Source organism: Bacillus safensis FO-36b, assembly GCF_000691165.1.
GTDB classification, from domain to species: Bacteria; Bacillota; Bacilli; order Bacillales; family Bacillaceae; genus Bacillus; species Bacillus safensis.
This window is the reverse complement of record NZ_ASJD01000002.1, coordinates 404,371-422,046: the sequence shown is the minus strand read 5'-3', so window position 1 is coordinate 422,046 and position 17,676 is coordinate 404,371. Positions and strand designations below refer to the sequence as shown.

The window sequence follows — 17,676 nt, the reverse complement described above, 5'->3', positions numbered from 1 at the left end:
TGTCAACCAATCTGAAAGAGCAGCCATAGGCTGCTCTTCTTTATGAAACCTTCTCTTTTTCAAATGGCTGTAGGAGGTCTTGCGCTTTTTTCCCCTCCACGACAATTAAGTAGTCAGATTCTAAATGAGTGAGCCTGAAGGTTTCAAGCTCTACGATGTTCTTAATGCTGCACATTGTCTTTTTAGAATACACATATAAACGATGCTGAGCCTGCTGGCACTTTTCATAAAGAGAAATAAGCTTATGTAAATTCAACGCTTTTGCAGCGATTCGGATTGAATAAATTTGAGACATCTTCATATCCTCCTGTTAATTACTTTCTCACAATAGCTTTGTTACCCCCATTTGCACAAAGGTAAACCTTTCTCTATGTTTTCCACTCAATGGTTCCCCCGCCCGTCCGCAGATTGCCCCTTATCGCTGACAGCTCTTCGACTAGACGGAGCAGAGCTTGATCCTTTAATTTTGCTTCAATCATAAAATCTACATCACGACCATACGGTTTTAATGCTTGAAAAAGCGGTAAGACAAAGTTCATATCTACTCCATCTGCATGACTGCGTATGGCTTTTTCTGATTTAGGTGAAGACAAATGGATTTTGGGTGGAATGCCAGTGTTTGTCCAAGTGTCGAACATTCTTGGCAGGATGTCATCGAGTGCGGCATCATCATCTTTATTTGCCACATGATGATGGTAATCAAAAACAAACGGAATGTCATGCTTTTCACATACACCAAGCGTTTCCAGCGACGTATATGTTTTGTCATCGTTCTCAAGTGTCATTCTCGCCTTGATATGAGCCGGAAGCTGTTTGATATTTTCATCAAAGCGTTGAAGAGCCGATTCTTTATCGCCGTACGCCCCGCCTACATGAATGTTCATGTAGCCTTCCTTATCGAGCTTCATCGCCTCAAGCATTTGATAATGGTACGTCATATCGATGACGGCATTTTCTGTAATCGAAGGTTTTGGGCTGGTAAACAAGGTGAATTGATTGGGGTGAAAGCTGACCCGTAAGCCGTGCCGTTTCACCAGCTTGCCGATCTCAATAAATTCTTTGTGAAAAGGTGTCACAAAGTCCCAGCGCACCTCTGGATGGGTCGCGAGCGGGACGATCGAGCTTGAAAAACGGTAAAGCGGGATATCATGAGCAATGGCGAAATAAAGCGTTCTTAATGTATTCACGAGATTGGCTTTTGTTGTTCGCAATAAAGCCTCTTTTCTTTCTTCCTTAGCGAGCTTGCTGTATCTAGCAAAGGTCAGCGACTTGGCAGGAGAAGCTTCCCACAAGGTGACGGCATTGGATACATAACCAAATCGATAACGCATAGGTCATCTCCTTTATAAAAAATACGAGAACATGGCGGCAACCCACTCAAGCGGCCGTGTGAAAAGCGGGCGCTTTGACAATGTTTCTTCTGTCAAGATCTCAGATACTTCCATATGCTCCCGAATCTTTTCTTCTACGTGTGCAGTAAAAGCGGGATCATCAATGGCTACATCTACTTCTTCGTTTAAAAACAAGCTGCGTTTATCAAAATTCGCGGTACTGATCATACAGCGTCTGTAATCAATCAAAATGGCTTTCGAATGATAAAACCCTTTATAAAAACGATAAACAAGACATCCAGAGGCAATGAGGTCCTTCAAATAATGAAAGCCAGCCTCTTTGACAAGTGGATGATCCGCTTTCATTGGAATGATGATTTCAACTGTGACGCCCCGCTTTCGTGCATCAAGCAGCGCCTTCAGAAGAGGGGAAGATGGAATAAAATAAGGCGTACAGATGATGATCTGTTTCCTCGCCTGCTGAATATCTTGGAGAAATAAAGCTTCTAAAGAAAAGCCAGCAGTCGCGCGTGTTGTGCATTGTAATGTTCCCGGTTCCAATGCAGGGAAAACCTCATATTGCAGCTGATGAATACCAGACGACCGGTACAAATCATTCAGAAATACATGCTGGAGATCTGCGACAACCTGTCCAGTCATCCGCAAATGATAATCCTTCCAAATGCCAAACCGGCCTTTCTTTCCAACATATTCATCGCCTATATTAAATCCGCCAATATAGCCAATCTTCCCATCAATCACCGTAATTTTACGGTGATTTCTCATGTTTAACCGGTAAATCAAAAAAGGAAAACGAGGCTTATTTAAAAAGTAAAATTGAATGCCGCTTCTTTCTAGCATGTCAATCGACTTTTGATCAAACGGATAGGAGCCTAATCGGTCGGTCAGCAAAAAGACGGAAACGCCTTGCTCCGCTTTGGCTTTCAATGCTTGGAACACCCTTTGACCAATCTTGTCGTTCTTTACAATAAAGAACATCATATGAATAGAAGAAGAGGCCTGCTGTATATCCGTAAGCAGCTGATCGAAAAATGGTTCGCCATCATGATAAAAGGTGGCATCGCCGCTTGTTTGGTCAAAAGACCGTTCAAATGCGTGCGTAGAAAAATATTTTTTTCCCATATAAAGGTCTAACATGACGAGCAAAACGATGGCAATGATTACGAGTAGGATGATCAATGCGATCATGAAACTTCCTCCTTTTTTGCATATTTCAATAGTGTACCCAAACGTGTAAAAAATATTGACTGAATACTCATTCATTATTTATGATAGAGGTACAACATGGAAACGGAACAAAGAGGGTTTTGGGGAATGAAAGGGGGAGCAAGATGAATAGCCTTTTAATCATCAACTTGATCGCATTTGCGGCGGTGACCGCTTACGCTGTGTATTTGTTTGTTTATCTCATTCGAACACGAGCGGCGTATATTCGTCTTGGTAAAAAAGAAGAGTTTCAACAAGACATGAAGAAACGCTTAGAGCGTGTTTGGGTCAATGTATTTGGGCAAAAGAAGCTGTTAAAGGACAAGAAGAGCGGCATCATTCATGTGCTGTTTTTCTACGGATTTATCCTCGTACAGTTCGGAGCCCTTGATTTTATTCTGAAGGGGCTTATTCCAGACAGCGGGCTTCCTTTAGGTCCGGTGTACGGGGTCTTTACGTTTTTCCAAGAGGTGGTCACACTTCTCATTTTAGTGGCCGTTGTATGGGCTTTCCATAGAAGATACGTGGAAAAGCTTGTCCGTTTAAAACGAGGCTTCAAATCGGGACTAGTGCTTTTATTTATTGGCGGCTTAATGCTGACAGTCTTACTTGGGAACGGCATGAACATCATCTGGCATGGACACTCTCTATCACCAACTGAGCCAATCGCTTCTGGTATTGCCTTCTTGCTGGGCGGAATTTCACCTCTTGCGGCTGCGATTGTTTTTTATGCCGCATGGTGGGTGCATCTTCTTATTTTGCTGACATTCTTAGTATACGTTCCTCAGTCAAAGCACGCCCATCTGATTGCAGGGCCTGTGAACGTATTTGTCAGCAGATTAGACCCGCCAGGCAAGCTGCAAAAAATTGATTTTGAAGATGAGTCACAAGAGACCTTCGGTGTAGGAAAAATTGAAGACTTCCGTCAGTCTCAGCTCATCGATCTTTACGCCTGTGTGGAATGCGGGCGCTGCACGAATATGTGCCCGGCAACAGGGACAGGGAAGATGCTGTCTCCAATGGATTTGATTTTAAGGTTAAGAGATCATTTAACCAATAAAGGGGCCGCCATTACATCAAAAACACCTTGGGTCCCGCAGCTTGCCTTCAAGCAGACAACAGGAAACCAGCTGGCACTGCAGGCGAGAGGAGCAGGTGCGGAAGAGTCGGCTGCCAGCTCGATAAATCATCCTTCTCTTATTGGAGAGGTCATTACAGAAGAAGAGATCTGGGCATGTACGACATGCCGAAACTGTGAAGACCAATGCCCTGTCATGAATGAACATGTCGACAAGATTATTGATATGCGCAGATATCTTGTGCTGACCGAAGGAAAAATGGACGCGGATGCACAGCGTGCCATGACAAGCATTGAGCGCCAAGGGAACCCGTGGGGATTGAACCGGAAAGAAAGAGAAAATTGGCGTGAACTGAGAGAAGATGTGCATGTGCCAACAGTGAAAGAGTTGAAAAAAGCAGATCAAAGCTTTGATTATTTATTCTGGGTTGGTTCAATGGGGGCATATGACAATCGAAGCCAAAAGATTGCACTTGCTTTTGCAAAGCTCCTCAATGAAGCGGGAGTATCCTTTGCCATCCTAGGCAATAAAGAGAAAAACTCAGGCGATACGCCAAGAAGACTCGGAAACGAATTTTTATTCCAAGAGCTTGCTGCAAAAAACATTGAAGAATTCCAGAAAAACGGCGTCACAAAGATCGTCACGATTGATCCACACGCCTATAACTTATTTAAAAATGAATACCCAGACTTCGGACTTGAGGCAGAAGTATACCATCATACAGAATTACTGGCAGAGTTAGTGAAAGAAGGGAAAATAACACCTGTACATGAAGTGAACGAAGTGATTACCTTCCACGACTCTTGCTACCTAGGCAGATATAACGAAGTGTACGACCCGCCAAGAGACATTTTAAAAGCCATTCCAGGTGTGACGCTGAAAGAAATGGAACGCAACCGTGAAACTGGTATGTGCTGCGGAGCAGGCGGGGGCTTAATGTGGATGGAAGAAGAGACGGGTACCCGGATTAACACTGCACGAACGGAGCAGGCGTTACAGGTCCAGCCGTCCATCATCAGCTCAGGGTGTCCTTATTGCTTAACGATGCTGGGAGATGGGACGAAGGCGAAGGAAGTAGAGGAACAGGTAGGCACATTTGATGTCGCCGAACTTCTTGAAAAATCAGTGTTTGGTGAGCCTGGAAAGCAAGTGTCGTAAACATGACAGGCCGATGAATAGGATGTTCATCGGCTTATCCATGGCGCTGTTTCATCAGCTGCCTAAATCATATGTAAGCGGTAACAAACGGGGAGGGGCATATATGAGTACGACGGTCATTGTATCTGGAGCAAGAACACCATTTGGGAAACTAGGCGGCGCTCTCAGTGGTTTGACTGCCGCAGAACTAGGCGGTATAGCGATCAAGGCTGCACTGGAAAGAGTTTCGGGTTCTCATGAAATAGATGAAGTCATCATGGGAAGTGTTTTACAAGGAGGGCAAGGACAGATTCCTTCAAGGCAAGCAGCAAGATATGCTGATCTTCCTTGGTCTGTTCCAACACAAACCATCAATAAAGTCTGTGCTTCAGGCATGCGCAGTGTGACCGCAGCAGATCAAATCATTCGAGCCGGAGATGCTGAGGTCATCGCAGCGGGCGGTATGGAATCCATGTCTCACGCTCCTTATCTGCTAAAAAAAGCGCGATGGGGCTACAAAATGGGTGATGGTGCAGTACAAGATGCGATGATTTTAGATGGATTGACCTGTTCGTTTACAGGCGTTCATATGGGTGAGTATGGAAGTGTGGCTGCAAAGGAGCTCGGCATCACGCGCGAAGAGCAGGATCTGTGGGCACTCAGAAGTCATGAACGGGCCATCGAAGCGCAAAAAAACGGCTTTTTTCAACATGAAATCGCCCCCGTCACCGTCAAAACAAAAACGGGAGAACGGCTGATTACAGAAGATGAATCTCCGCGGCGTGATACGTCATATGAACGGCTGTCAAAGCTCATGCCTGTTTTTGATCAGAAGGGTACCATCACTGCTGGAAATGCACCAGGTGTCAATGATGGTGCAAGTGCGCTCCTTTTAATGAAAGACACGTATGCTGCACGGCATGACGTAAAGCCAATGGCAGTCGTTCTCGGTCATGCTCAGGTTGCTGTAGAGGCAAAGGATTTTCCGAAAACACCAGCCTTTGCTATCGAGAAGCTTTTAAAGAAAACAGGAAAGCGCCTAGAGGATATTGATTTGTTTGAAATCAATGAGGCCTTTTCAGCTGTGGCTCTGGCATGTGAAAAAATAACTGGGATCGACCGGCGGAAAATGAATATCAACGGAGGGGCTGTCGCGCTCGGTCATCCGATTGGGGCAAGCGGAACACGCGTGATATTGACATTGATTCATGCATTAAGACAAAGAGGCGGAGGCATTGGCATTGCGGCGATTTGCAGCGGAGGCGGTCAAGGAGACGCCATCATGATAAAGGTAGATGAAAAGGGGGGCGTTTATTGATGAGTATAGAAGAGACCGTTATGGTCGTTGGAGCCGGTCAAATGGGATCAGGCATTGCTCAAGTGTTTGCTCAGTCAGGCTATACAGTTCTGCTCCATGATGCATCAGAAAAGCAGATTCATCGAGCGATCTCCTCCATGACCAAACAACTGACGAAGCGCGCAGAAAAAGGAAAGCTGGCACATCAGGCAGTCCGAGATATTACGCAGCGGCTTGCCGTTTCCACAGATTTAAAAGACGTACAGCAGGCTCACTTAGTCATAGAAGTCGCATCAGAACAAATGAGTGTGAAAAAACAAATCTTTGAAACACTTGATCAATTTGCAGAGGCTGAGGCAATATTTGCGACAAACACGTCTTCCTTGTCGATCACAGAATTAGCAGCTGTGACGAGCAGACCGGAGAAAGTGATTGGCATGCATTTTATGAATCCGGTTCCTGTCATGAAACTGGTTGAAGTCATTCGAGCGCTGCAAACGAGTGATGAAACATATCAAGTTGTTTATGAAACAGCGAAGACATTAAACAAAACCCCAATTGAAGTGGAAGACTTCCCGGGGTTTGTATCAAACCGCATATTGATGCCAATGATCAATGAAGCCATTTACACCCTGTATGAAGGCGTAGCAGATGCAGAAAGCATTGATGGCGTGATGACACTTGGGATGAATCATCCAATGGGACCGCTTCGTCTAGCTGATTTCATCGGACTGGATACATGTTTATTTATTATGAATACCCTTCACGAGGGACTTGGAGACAGCAAATATCGACCTTGTCCTCTTTTGAAAAAATACGTGAATGCAGGCTGGCTGGGCAAAAAGACAAAGAGAGGTTTTTACACATACCACGACCACTCATAGGGGGAGTCAAGATGGATGTTTTGCTTACGGATAAACAGCGTCTCTGGAGAGAACAGACAGCAGAATTTGCACGCCAGCGTATATTCCCTGAAGTAGAAGCCATGGAACAAGGCCGGTTTCCAAACACCCTTTTAAGTGAAATGGGGCGGCAAGGCTATCTAGGGATTCCAATACCAGCTTCGTATCAAGGCTTAGGAGCAGATTTTACAACGTATATCATTGCAATCCATGAATTATCGAAAGTGAGTGCGACCATCGGTGTCATTGTGTCCGTTCATACATCTGTTGTGACGATGCCTATTTTGACTTTTGGAACGAAGGAACAAAAAGAAACTTATGTGCCGCCGCTTGCATCCGGGAAGAAGTTGGGCGCCTTTTGTTTGACTGAACCAAAGGCTGGATCAGATGCCTCCAGTATTCAGTTAAGAGCAGAGCGGATGGGCGGCGATTATGTATTAAATGGGACGAAAATCTTTATCACAAGCGGCGGAGAAGCAGAACTGTATCTTGTCTTTGCGGTGACCGATCCGGCTTCTGCGAGAAAAAATATATCGGCGTTCATTGTCGAGAAAGATACGCCGGGATTTACGATTGGAAAAGATGAGAAAAAGATGGGACTGCACGGTTCAAAAACAGTCACGCTTCATTTTGATGGCGTGCGGATTACAAAAGATCAGCTGCTCGGTGCAGAAGGAGAGGGCTTTCAAATTGCCATGTCCAGCTTAAATGCAGGGAGAATCGGAATTGCGGCTCAAAGCCTTGGCATTGCAGAAGCCGCTTTAACCGAGGCAGTGGTCTATTTAAAGCAGCATCCAGCAGGTCTTGAAACAACCATTCGGCTGGGCGATTTGGCGGCGAAGCTTGAGGCGGCAAAACTGCTCGTCTATCAAGCGGCTTCTTTCAAAGAGGCAAATCGACCGGTCACAAAGGAAGCATCAATGGCAAAGCTATTTGCGTCAAAAACGGCGGTGGAGATCAGTACAGAAGCGCTCCATTTGCTAGGTATGGATGGTTATACGAATCTTTATCAAGCAGAACGTTACTTTCGTGATGCGAAAATTTGTGAAATCTATGAAGGAACAAGTGAAATTCAAAGGCTGGTCATCTGTAAACAGCTAATATGAAACGAGGTGGCTCACGATGCAGTTCCAATTAAGTGATGAACATGAAATGATTCAAAAAATGGTGAGAGACTTTGCGAAAAATGAAGTGGAGCCAACAGCAGCAGAACGAGACGAAACAGAGACATATGATCCATCTATTTTCCGCAAAATGGCGGAGCTCGGTTTAACGGGTATTCCTTGGCCGGAAGACGTGGGCGGAATTGGCAGTGACTATTTAGCCTACGTCATAGCAGTTGAGGAGCTTTCAAGAGTGTGCGCCTCTACAGGTGTCACCCTTTCCGCTCATACATCTCTTGCTTCATGGCCAATCTATACATTCGGAACAAAGGAACAAAAAGAGAACTACTTAAAGCCGCTTGCAAAAGGGCAGAAGATAGGAGCATACGCGCTCACTGAGAGCGGTTCTGGTTCAGATGCCGGCGGAATGAAGACAACGGCCGTCAAGGCAGGCAGTGAATACGTCCTGAACGGGGCGAAAATTTTTATTACAAATGGAGGCATTGCAGATTATTATATTGTGTTTGCCGTCACAGACCAAGAAGCTTCGTCTCGAAATACAACTGCTTTTATTGTAGAAAAAGAGACACCTGGTTTTTCTGTTGGCAAAAAGGAAAGCAAACTGGGCATACGTTCATCGCCAACAACTGAAATTCGATTTGAAGATTGCCGAATTCATGAAAGGAACCGGCTCGGTCTAGAAGGAGAAGGGTTCAAAATAGCCATGATGACACTCGATGGCGGCAGAAACGGCATTGCTGCACAGGCGGTTGGGATTGCGCAAGGTGCTCTTGATGCGGCGGTTGATTATGCCAAGGAGCGTAAACAATTTGGCAAACCAATCATTCAGCAGCAAGGGATCGCCTTTAAACTGGCTGATATGGCCACAGCGATTGAAGCATCAAGGCTGCTTACTTACCAGGCGGCATGGCTCGAAACGAAAGGCCTCCCGTATGGGAAGGAATCAGCCATGTCCAAGCTCTTTGCTGGTGATACAGCGATGAAGGTGACGACAGAGGCGGTTCAAATCTTCGGCGGGTACGGCTACACAAAGGATTACCCAGTCGAACGATACATGCGTGATGCGAAAATCACTCAAATTTATGAAGGAACTCAGGAAATCCAGCGCCTGGTCATCTCAAGGAAACTGCTAGATATGTAGAAAACAAGCATAGACCGCCTGAACGTGAGGCGGTCTGTTTTCGTTCGTCATGCAGTTTTCAAACGTAAGCGTATTGTTAATGTTCATCCATATCATCATGATATGTTAAAATTAGGGAAAATATCAATATGGAGGTTATGATGATGAACTCAACATTTATGGGCATTTTGGCAATCGTCACGATGGTGATCTGGATCATGGTGTCCGCGGAGCTTTCGAAATCTCCAAAAAAGCAGGAAGAAAAAGAAAACAGCCGGAGAAAACTAATCGTACTCATGTCTGCTGGAATGTTATTCACGATTCCTGTCGTTGTCTCACTCATTCAGAACATCCCATTTTAAAACAGACGAGAAAAAACTGAACGACAAAAAGCATGCCGTACCCACTCTAGGTGCTCCCCGTGAGAAAAATCAAAAATTAACATCAATAAAGGTGGCATAAACTCCCCTAATTTGTTTATAATGAGAGGTATGGTTTGTCGTAAGAATAAGGTATAAATACTTATTATTTCACTGATAAATGGATACATACATGTAATAGAAAGGGAGTGTCTGACCTTGAGTTTGAAAGAATACTCACAGGAACAGCTCAAACAAATGTCTTTAGTTGAACTTGCTTATGAAATTTTCAGAGACAGCAAAACACCAATTACGTTTTCCGAGTTAATAGATGAAATTATCCGTTTGCAAGGAATACAAAAATCCGATCTTGATGATCGACTTGCTCAATTTTATACAGACTTAAATATAGATGGCCGCTTTATTTCGTTAGGTGATCAGAGATGGGGACTTCGCAGCTGGTATCCAGTTGATCAAATCGAAGAAGAAGTTCAGCCAGCTGTGAAAACAAAAGCGAAAAAGAAAAAATCAAAAGCAGCTGTCGTTGAAGACGACTTCGATGAGATCGAAGAGGAAGAAGAAATCGACGAGCTTGAAGAAGACCTTGACCTTGTTGAAGACGACGATGATCTCGACCTAGACGATGATGAAGAAATTGAAGAAGATCTTGAAGATTTCGACGAAGATGACGATGAAGATGATGACGGCTTAACGGAGATTGATGAAGACGATTTAGACGATGATGAGGAAGACAAATAACCCTCTCAAACCGGTCTTCAAAACAGGACAAAACCGTCTTGACTTTCGAGAGCGAACTATGTAGTATGTATTTTGGGCTCTCTAAAAAAGAGTACGTAAAGATACGTTCATTTACGCTCCCTTTCATTTATTTGAAAGGGAGCTTTCTTATTTTTCAAGAGATTTAGGGATACACTCTAAAAAGGATGAAGCTGTGCATGTCTAGACATGCAAGGGTAAAAAAGAGAGGAGCATACGAAATGACAAAGTATATTTTTGTAACAGGAGGAGTTGTTTCCTCACTTGGAAAAGGAATCACGGCTGCATCGTTAGGCCGCCTTCTGAAAAATAGAGGGATGGATGTCACCATTCAAAAATTCGATCCATACATCAACGTAGACCCAGGGACAATGAGTCCATACCAGCACGGTGAAGTTTTTGTCACAGATGATGGTGCTGAAACAGACCTTGACTTAGGTCACTACGAGCGTTTCATTGATATTAACTTAAATAAGTACAGCAACGTCACAACTGGTAAAATCTACTCTACTGTTCTGAAGAAAGAGCGCCGCGGTGACTACTTAGGTGGAACAGTACAGGTCATTCCCCACATTACAAATGAAATCAAAGACCGCGTGTACCGTGCCGGAAAAGAAACAGGTGCAGATGTGGTCATTACAGAAATCGGCGGAACAGTAGGAGATATCGAATCCCTTCCATTCCTTGAAGCCATTCGTCAAATGAAGAGTGACATCGGCCGTGAAAACGTGATGTACATTCATTGTACCCTTGTTCCTTACATCCGTGCAGCAGGTGAATTGAAAACAAAACCAACACAGCATAGTGTGAAAGAACTTCGCAGTCTTGGTATTCAGCCAAATGTCATTGTGGTCAGAACGGAAATGCCATTGGCACAAGATATGAAGGACAAAATTGCGCTATTTTGTGATATTGATACAAAAGCTGTTATCGAATGTCAGGATGCAGACACGCTATACTCCATTCCGCTTGATTTACAAAAACAAGGGCTGGACAAGCTAGTATGTGAACATATGAAACTTGACTGCCAAGATGCGGACATGACGGAGTGGACAGCGCTTGTTGATAAAGTGCAAAACCTTTCGAAACAAGTCACAATTGGTCTTGTAGGGAAGTATGTTGAGCTGCAAGATGCTTATATTTCTGTCGTTGAATCACTTCGTCATGCTGGTTATGCGTTTGATGCAGATGTTCAAATTAAATGGATCAATGCAGAAGAAGTGACAGCAGAGAATATCGCTGATTTCGTACAAGATGTGGACGGCATTATTGTTCCTGGAGGCTTCGGAGACCGCGGAGTAGAAGGGAAAATCATTGCTACACAATATGCCCGTGAAAACAAAGTGCCATTCTTCGGAATCTGCTTAGGAATGCAAGTGGCATCTATCGAATACGCGAGAAACGTATTAGGCCTTGAGGGAGCTCATTCAGCGGAAATTGACCCTGAAACAGCATTCCCAATCATTGACCTTCTTCCAGAACAGAAGGATGTAGATGATCTAGGCGGAACACTTCGTCTCGGTCTATACCCTTGTAAATTAAATGAAGACTCAAAAGCATTTGCTGCATACAATGACGAAGTGGTCTACGAACGCCACCGCCATCGCTACGAGTTTAATAACGAATACAGACAGCAAATGGAAGCAGCAGGCTTTGTCTTCTCTGGTACAAGCCCAGATGGACGTCTTGTTGAAATTATCGAGCTGAAGGATCACCCTTGGTTCCTTGCTTCTCAGTTCCACCCAGAATTCGTTTCAAGACCGACAAGACCACAGCCATTATTTAGAGATTTCGTTGGTGCTTCACTTCAAGCATCTGAATCAAAATAAAACAAAAAACTGCCGGGAATATCACTTCTCGGCAGTTTTTTTATTCATATTCCTCGATGATTTCCTTCACAGTAAACGATAGAGCGTGGTAGACGTATAAGCAGGTCATTAAAGCAGGATAACCAAACCTTGTCCCATCTTCAGCGGGCACAAGAGGTTTCTTGAGCTGGAAATCAATGTGGACATCACAATGCTCTTCAATCGTAGACGGCTCCTTTTGTGCCGGCCCTACACCAACAACGGGCGTACCTTGTTCGTGCAGTTCTTTTGCAAGAGATTGAATTTCTTGATCTTCTGGGTCTGAATAAAATAGCAGCACCCTGTCACTTGGATGAAGTAAGCTGCGCTCCTTTTGATCGAGCGGCAGCACCTTCGCACCTGGAAACGGCTCCTTGCTTTCAGATGCCTCTAGGGCGACAGCAGCCAGTTCATTCTTTCCGTGAAAATAAACGGCATGTCCACTGACAACAGCCTGTGCAAGAAGGCGTGCACCGTCCTCAATCGCTTCAGCCTGTTTTTCTCCAATACGTGAAAAAATACCTGATAACTGGGTCGTAAAAATTTTTAACAAGACTCATTTCCTCCTTCGGTCAGATCATTTTATAATAGAATATAAAGAGAATATTAGGAAAAATGCTCAGAAAATGTCGTAAAGTAAACTATTATAATTAAAGGAAATGTGAAAATCAAACAGAATTATTTAACAACAGCTCTTTTTATGGCGAAAAATGAAAGCAATGGGGTGTAACAGATGAATGAGAAAATTTTAATTGTCGATGATCAGTACGGTATTAGAATATTATTGAATGAAGTGTTTCATAAAGAAGGCTATCAAACCTTCCAAGCTGCCAATGGACTACAGGCATTAGATATTGTGAAAAACCATAGACCGAACCTTGTCCTGCTTGATATGAAAATCCCCGGAATGGATGGTATCGAAATTTTAAAACGGATGAAATTAATTGATGAAGACATCCGTGTCATTATTATGACAGCCTATGGCGAATTAGATATGATCCAAGAATCCAAAGAACTCGGTGCATTGACGCACTTCGCTAAACCTTTTGATATTGATGAAATCCGAGATGCTGTCAAAGAATACCTGCCGCTTGAAACAAATGGCTAGATGGAAATGATTGAATCGAGTCATTCTGTTGCCGATTTGTCGAATAATTGGTATCCTAGAAAGGAAGAAGAAAGCGATCTGACTTTGAAAGTTTACATATGGCGAGAAATTCTGGTCATGCTAGGGTGGAGAGCTTTTTTTAGCAAGCAAATTAGCTACATAGGGAGGATTTTTCATCATGCCTTTAGTTTCAATGACAGAAATGTTGAAAGACGCAAAGGAAAAAGGTTACGCTGTTGGACAGTTTAACTTAAATAACTTAGAATTCACGCAAGCGATTTTACAAGCTGCTGAAGAAGAGAAATCTCCTGTTATCTTAGGAGTATCTGAAGGAGCAGGACGCTACATGGGCGGCTTCAAAACAGTTGTCGCAATGGTTAAAGCGTTAATCGAAGAATATAATGTAACAGTCCCTGTTGCGATTCATTTAGATCACGGTTCAAGCTTTGAATCTTGTGCAAAAGCGATTCATGCAGGATTTACTTCTGTCATGATCGATGCTTCTCACCACCCATTCGATGAGAATGTGGAAACAACTGCGAAAGTCGTTGAACTTGCACATTTCCATGGTGTGTCTGTAGAAGCTGAACTTGGAACTGTTGGTGGGCAAGAAGATGACGTCATCGCTGAAGGCGTTATTTATGCTGATCCAAAAGAGTGCCAAGAGCTTGTAGAACGCACTGGTATCGACTGCCTTGCACCTGCATTAGGTTCAGTACATGGTCCGTACAAAGGTGAACCAAACCTTGGTTTCGCTGAAATGGAAGAAATTGGTAAAACAACTGGTCTTCCACTTGTTCTTCACGGCGGAACAGGTATCCCAACTGCTGACATCAAGCGTGCAATTTCACTTGGTACAGCAAAAATCAATGTAAACACTGAAAACCAAATTGCTTCTGCGAAAGCAGTACGCGAAACACTTGCTGCAAAAACAGAAGAGTATGATCCACGTAAATATCTTGGACCAGCTCGTGACGCAATTAAAGCGACTGTTATCGGCAAAATGCGCGAATTTGGTTCTTCTAACCAAGCATAATTTGATGAGAACCGAAAGCCGCCTGAGTCACAGGCGGTTTTCTCCATATCTTGAGAAAGCGCAATCAAATTTACATTTCAGACAATTTATTGATAGGAGAGTGGCACAGTTATGTTATTTTTCGTAGATACAGCGAATATTGAGGACATCAAAGAGGCGCACGAGCTTGGCATTTTAGCAGGCGTCACAACAAACCCTAGTTTAGTAGCGAAAGAAAAGGACGTATCATTCCACGACCGCCTTCGCGAAATCACTGACGTGGTATCAGGTTCTGTCAGTGCAGAAGTGATTTCCCTAAAAGCAGAGGAAATGATTGAAGAAGGAAAAGAGCTTGCTGCCATCGCACCAAATATTACGGTCAAAATTCCAATGACTACAGATGGCCTTAAAGCTGTCAAAGCATTAACAGACCTTGGAATTAAAACAAACGTCACATTGATTTTTAGTGCAAACCAGGCACTTCTTGCAGCTAGAGCTGGTGCGACGTATGTCTCTCCATTCCTTGGCCGATTAGATGACATTGGCCAAAATGGTCTTGATCTCATCAGCGAAGTGAAAACTATTTTTGATGTTCATGGATTAGATACACAAATCATTGCTGCATCTATTCGTCATCCGCAGCATGTGACAGAAGCTGCGCTTAGAGGTGCTCATATCGGCACAATGCCGCTGAAAGTCATCAAGCAACTGACGAAACACCCATTAACGGATGCAGGCATCGAGCAATTTTTAGCAGACTGGAATAAATAAATAATTGTGGCAGGCGGGATCGTCTCTCGTTTGCCATAGTTTTCCTTATAAACGCTAAGAAATGTTTTGTGCAAAGAAGAGAACATCACAGCCTCGCAAAGCTTCGATTATTTTTCTTCCGACAAATTTCGTTTAACCTGTATTCTTTCTCTTGATATTGGCTAAATTTTGGACAAGACCTTTTAAAGCGCGACATCCACAAACAGTATAACTCCAACAGTGATCTTCTTTAAGAAGGGAGACAAATATGGAAAAGTTAAACATTGCCGGCGGTGATCCCTTGCGCGGGACCGTACATATTAGTGGTGCGAAAAATAGTGCTGTGGCACTGATTCCTGCCACGATTCTCGCTGATTCTCCAGTAACCATTGAAGGCCTTCCGCATATATCAGATATCGACACATTACGGGATCTGTTAGAAGAAATTGGCGGAAAGGTCACTTTTGAAAAAGGTGAAATGGTTGTTAATCCTGTTTCCATGATTAGTATGCCGCTTCCTAATGGAAAAGTGAAGAAACTGCGTGCATCCTATTATTTAATGGGCGCCATGCTGGGCAGATTTAAGCAGGCTGTCATCGGACTGCCAGGAGGATGCCACTTAGGACCTAGGCCGATCGATCAGCATATCAAAGGCTTTGAAGCACTTGGAGCCGAGGTGACAAACGAGCAGGGTGCAATTTATTTGCGTGCTGAAAAATTAGTCGGAGCCCGGATTTATCTTGATGTTGTCAGTGTAGGTGCGACGATCAACATCATGCTGGCAGCCGTACTGGCTGAAGGAAAAACCGTGATTGAAAATGCTGCAAAGGAACCCGAAATTATTGATGTAGCGACACTGCTTGCAAGCATGGGAGCTAAAATCAAAGGTGCGGGTACCGATGTCATTCGAATCGAAGGTGTAGAATCTCTTCATGGCTGTAAGCATTCAATCATCCCTGACCGCATCGAAGCAGGAACATTTTTAATAGCTGGTGCAGCGATGGGAGATGAAGTTGTACTTGATAATGTGATCCCAACTCATTTAGAATCAATTACGGCGAAACTTAGAGAAATGGGGTTCACCATTGAAACGAGCAACGATCAGATGCTGATCGTTGGCAGAAACGAAGGACTCAAGCCTGTCGATATCAAAACCCTTGTGTATCCGGGCTTTCCAACTGACCTTCAGCAGCCGATGACGGCACTGTTAACAAAAGCGAAAGGCACGAGTGTGGTCACAGATACGATCTACTCAGCACGCTTTAAGCACATTGACGAATTGCGTCGAATGGGTGCAAACATGAAGGTCGAAGGAAGATCTGCTATTATTACCGGACAAACGCAGCTCCAAGGAGCAAAGGTCAAAGCAAGTGATCTGCGTGCAGGCGCTTGTCTTGTTGTCGCAGGGTTAATGGCAGACGGTGTGACCGAAATCACAGGGCTTGAACATATAGACAGAGGATATAGTTTGCTTGAGAAGAAGCTTGAAGGCTTGGGTGCAACCATCTGGCGTGAAAAGCTGAATGACCAAGAAATAGAAGAACTTCAAAATTCATAAGGCTTTGACTGTGAGAGGAGATTTGGACAAAAATGGAAAGAAGTTTATCGATGGAACTAGTACGGGTGACAGAAGCAGCTGCATTAAAATCTGCCCGTTGGATGGGAAGAGGATTAAAGGACGAAGCGGATGATGCTGCAACAAGTGCAATGCGTGATGTATTTGACACCATTCCGATGAAGGGGACAGTGGTCATTGGCGAAGGAGAAATGGACGAAGCACCAATGCTTTATATTGGGGAAAAGCTTGGGAACGGATATGGACCTCGCGTGGATGTCGCTGTTGATCCATTAGAAGGAACAAACATTGTGGCAAGCGGCGGCTGGAATGCCTTAGCTGTTATTGCAGTTGCAGATCATGGCAACCTGCTGAATGCACCTGATATGTACATGGATAAGATCGCAGTAGGTCCAGAAGCGGTAGGCTGCATCGACATTGAAGCGCCTGTCATTGATAATCTTCGCGCTGTTGCAAAAGCAAAAAACAAAGATATTGAAGATGTGGTTGCAACGATTTTAAACAGAGATAGACATGAGAAAATTATTGCTGAACTGAGAGAAGCAGGAGCAAGAATTAAACTGATCGACGATGGTGACGTTGCAGGAGCCATTAATACAGCATTTGATCACACAGGTGTTGATATTCTATTTGGTTCAGGCGGAGCGCCTGAGGGTGTCCTTTCTGCTGTTGCGTTAAAGGCACTTGGTGGCGAAATTCATGGTAAGCTTCTTCCTCAAAGTGAAGAAGAACTCAGACGCTGTGAGAAAATGGGGCTGGATGTTGGGAAAGTCCTCAGAATGGAAGATCTCGTAAAAGGAGATGACGCCATTTTTGCAGCGACAGGTGTAACGGACGGCGAATTGCTTAAAGGTGTTCAATTCAAAGGCTCTGTTGGAACAACACATAGTGTTGTCATGCGTGCGAAATCAGGTACGGTTCGTTTCGTAGACGGCAGACACAGCTTAAAGAAAAAACCGAATCTTGTCATTCGTCCGTAATCTGAAAGCGGGTATTCATTACCCGCTTTTCATATAGGTGTCAAATG

General features: G+C 44.0%; 17 protein-coding genes. 13 read left to right on the top strand and 4 right to left on the bottom strand.

What is annotated here, in order from left to right:
• Positions 1 to 40: 40 nt before the first annotated feature.
• The 3 genes from BA81_RS06540 to cls form a co-directional block, all read right to left on the bottom strand.
• The gene (locus BA81_RS06540; protein WP_034281244.1) at positions 41 to 295 is read right to left on the bottom strand and encodes a hypothetical protein; all 255 of its coding nucleotides are present in this window, start codon (positions 293 to 295) and stop codon (positions 41 to 43) included.
• A 73-nt stretch (positions 296 to 368) separates the two neighbouring features.
• Positions 369 to 1,331 (bottom strand): UV DNA damage repair endonuclease UvsE, encoded by a 963-nt coding sequence (uvsE, locus tag BA81_RS06535; RefSeq protein WP_034281243.1) that lies wholly within the window; start codon positions 1,329 to 1,331, stop codon positions 369 to 371.
• A 12-nt stretch (positions 1,332 to 1,343) separates the two neighbouring features.
• Positions 1,344 to 2,540, bottom strand: a complete 1,197-nt coding sequence (gene cls, locus BA81_RS06530) for a cardiolipin synthase (RefSeq protein WP_034281242.1) — start codon at positions 2,538 to 2,540, stop codon at positions 1,344 to 1,346.
• A 143-nt stretch (positions 2,541 to 2,683) separates the two neighbouring features.
• Here cls and BA81_RS06525 point away from each other — a divergent pair, with 143 nt between their 5' ends.
• The 8 genes from BA81_RS06525 to pyrG all read left to right on the top strand — a co-directional run bounded on the left by BA81_RS06525 (position 2,684) and on the right by pyrG (position 12,182).
• Positions 2,684 to 4,795, top strand: a complete 2,112-nt coding sequence (locus BA81_RS06525) for a heterodisulfide reductase-related iron-sulfur binding cluster (protein ID WP_034281241.1) — start codon at positions 2,684 to 2,686, stop codon at positions 4,793 to 4,795.
• Positions 4,796 to 4,898: 103 nt separating this feature from the next.
• Complete coding sequence (locus BA81_RS06520; protein WP_034281240.1) at positions 4,899 to 6,092, top strand: acetyl-CoA C-acetyltransferase; 1,194 nt, start codon at positions 4,899 to 4,901, stop codon at positions 6,090 to 6,092.
• Entirely contained in the window at positions 6,092 to 6,955 is an 864-nt protein-coding gene (locus tag BA81_RS06515; protein WP_034281237.1) for a 3-hydroxybutyryl-CoA dehydrogenase, read from the top strand. Before BA81_RS06520 ends, BA81_RS06515 begins: the two co-directional genes overlap by 1 nt.
• Before the next feature lie 11 nt (positions 6,956 to 6,966).
• Positions 6,967 to 8,079, top strand: a complete 1,113-nt coding sequence (locus BA81_RS06510; protein WP_034281236.1) for an acyl-CoA dehydrogenase family protein — start codon at positions 6,967 to 6,969, stop codon at positions 8,077 to 8,079.
• 16 nt (positions 8,080 to 8,095) lie between these two features.
• Positions 8,096 to 9,238 carry an acyl-CoA dehydrogenase gene (locus BA81_RS06505; RefSeq protein WP_034281235.1) on the top strand — a complete coding sequence of 381 codons (1,143 nt, stop codon included), beginning with the start codon at positions 8,096 to 8,098 and terminating at the stop codon, positions 9,236 to 9,238.
• A gap of 143 nt (positions 9,239 to 9,381) precedes the next feature.
• On the top strand, positions 9,382 to 9,579 hold the full coding sequence (locus BA81_RS06500) for a hypothetical protein (protein WP_034281233.1): 198 nt from the start codon (positions 9,382 to 9,384) through the stop codon (positions 9,577 to 9,579).
• A gap of 216 nt (positions 9,580 to 9,795) precedes the next feature.
• Positions 9,796 to 10,335, top strand: coding sequence for a DNA-directed RNA polymerase subunit delta (gene rpoE / locus BA81_RS06495; RefSeq protein WP_034281231.1), 540 nt, complete (start codon positions 9,796 to 9,798; stop codon positions 10,333 to 10,335).
• A gap of 239 nt (positions 10,336 to 10,574) precedes the next feature.
• Positions 10,575 to 12,182, top strand: coding sequence for a glutamine hydrolyzing CTP synthase (gene pyrG, locus BA81_RS06490; RefSeq protein WP_034281230.1), 1,608 nt, complete (start codon positions 10,575 to 10,577; stop codon positions 12,180 to 12,182).
• Positions 12,183 to 12,222: 40 nt separating this feature from the next.
• Here pyrG and BA81_RS06485 read toward each other — a convergent pair whose 3' ends face one another.
• Entirely contained in the window at positions 12,223 to 12,753 is a 531-nt protein-coding gene (locus BA81_RS06485) for a DUF2529 domain-containing protein (RefSeq protein ID WP_034281229.1), read from the bottom strand.
• A gap of 180 nt (positions 12,754 to 12,933) precedes the next feature.
• On the opposite strand from BA81_RS06485, the gene BA81_RS06480 reads away from it, so the two are divergent.
• The 5 genes from BA81_RS06480 to glpX all read left to right on the top strand — a co-directional run bounded on the left by BA81_RS06480 (position 12,934) and on the right by glpX (position 17,629).
• Positions 12,934 to 13,308: a response regulator gene (locus tag BA81_RS06480; RefSeq protein WP_003214681.1), complete on the top strand. Its 375-nt coding sequence runs from the start codon at positions 12,934 to 12,936 to the stop codon at positions 13,306 to 13,308.
• Between the two features lie 178 nt (positions 13,309 to 13,486).
• A complete protein-coding gene (locus BA81_RS06475; RefSeq protein ID WP_024423748.1) occupies positions 13,487 to 14,344 on the top strand; it encodes a class II fructose-bisphosphate aldolase in 858 nt (285 codons plus the stop codon).
• A gap of 111 nt (positions 14,345 to 14,455) precedes the next feature.
• A complete protein-coding gene (fsa, locus tag BA81_RS06470; protein ID WP_024426351.1) occupies positions 14,456 to 15,094 on the top strand; it encodes a fructose-6-phosphate aldolase in 639 nt (212 codons plus the stop codon).
• A 247-nt stretch (positions 15,095 to 15,341) separates the two neighbouring features.
• Positions 15,342 to 16,631, top strand: a complete 1,290-nt coding sequence (murA, locus tag BA81_RS06465) for a UDP-N-acetylglucosamine 1-carboxyvinyltransferase (protein WP_024423746.1) — start codon at positions 15,342 to 15,344, stop codon at positions 16,629 to 16,631.
• 32 nt (positions 16,632 to 16,663) lie between these two features.
• Positions 16,664 to 17,629, top strand: coding sequence for a class II fructose-bisphosphatase (gene glpX / locus BA81_RS06460; protein WP_012011567.1), 966 nt, complete (start codon positions 16,664 to 16,666; stop codon positions 17,627 to 17,629).
• The last annotated feature ends 47 nt before the right edge of the window (positions 17,630 to 17,676 follow it).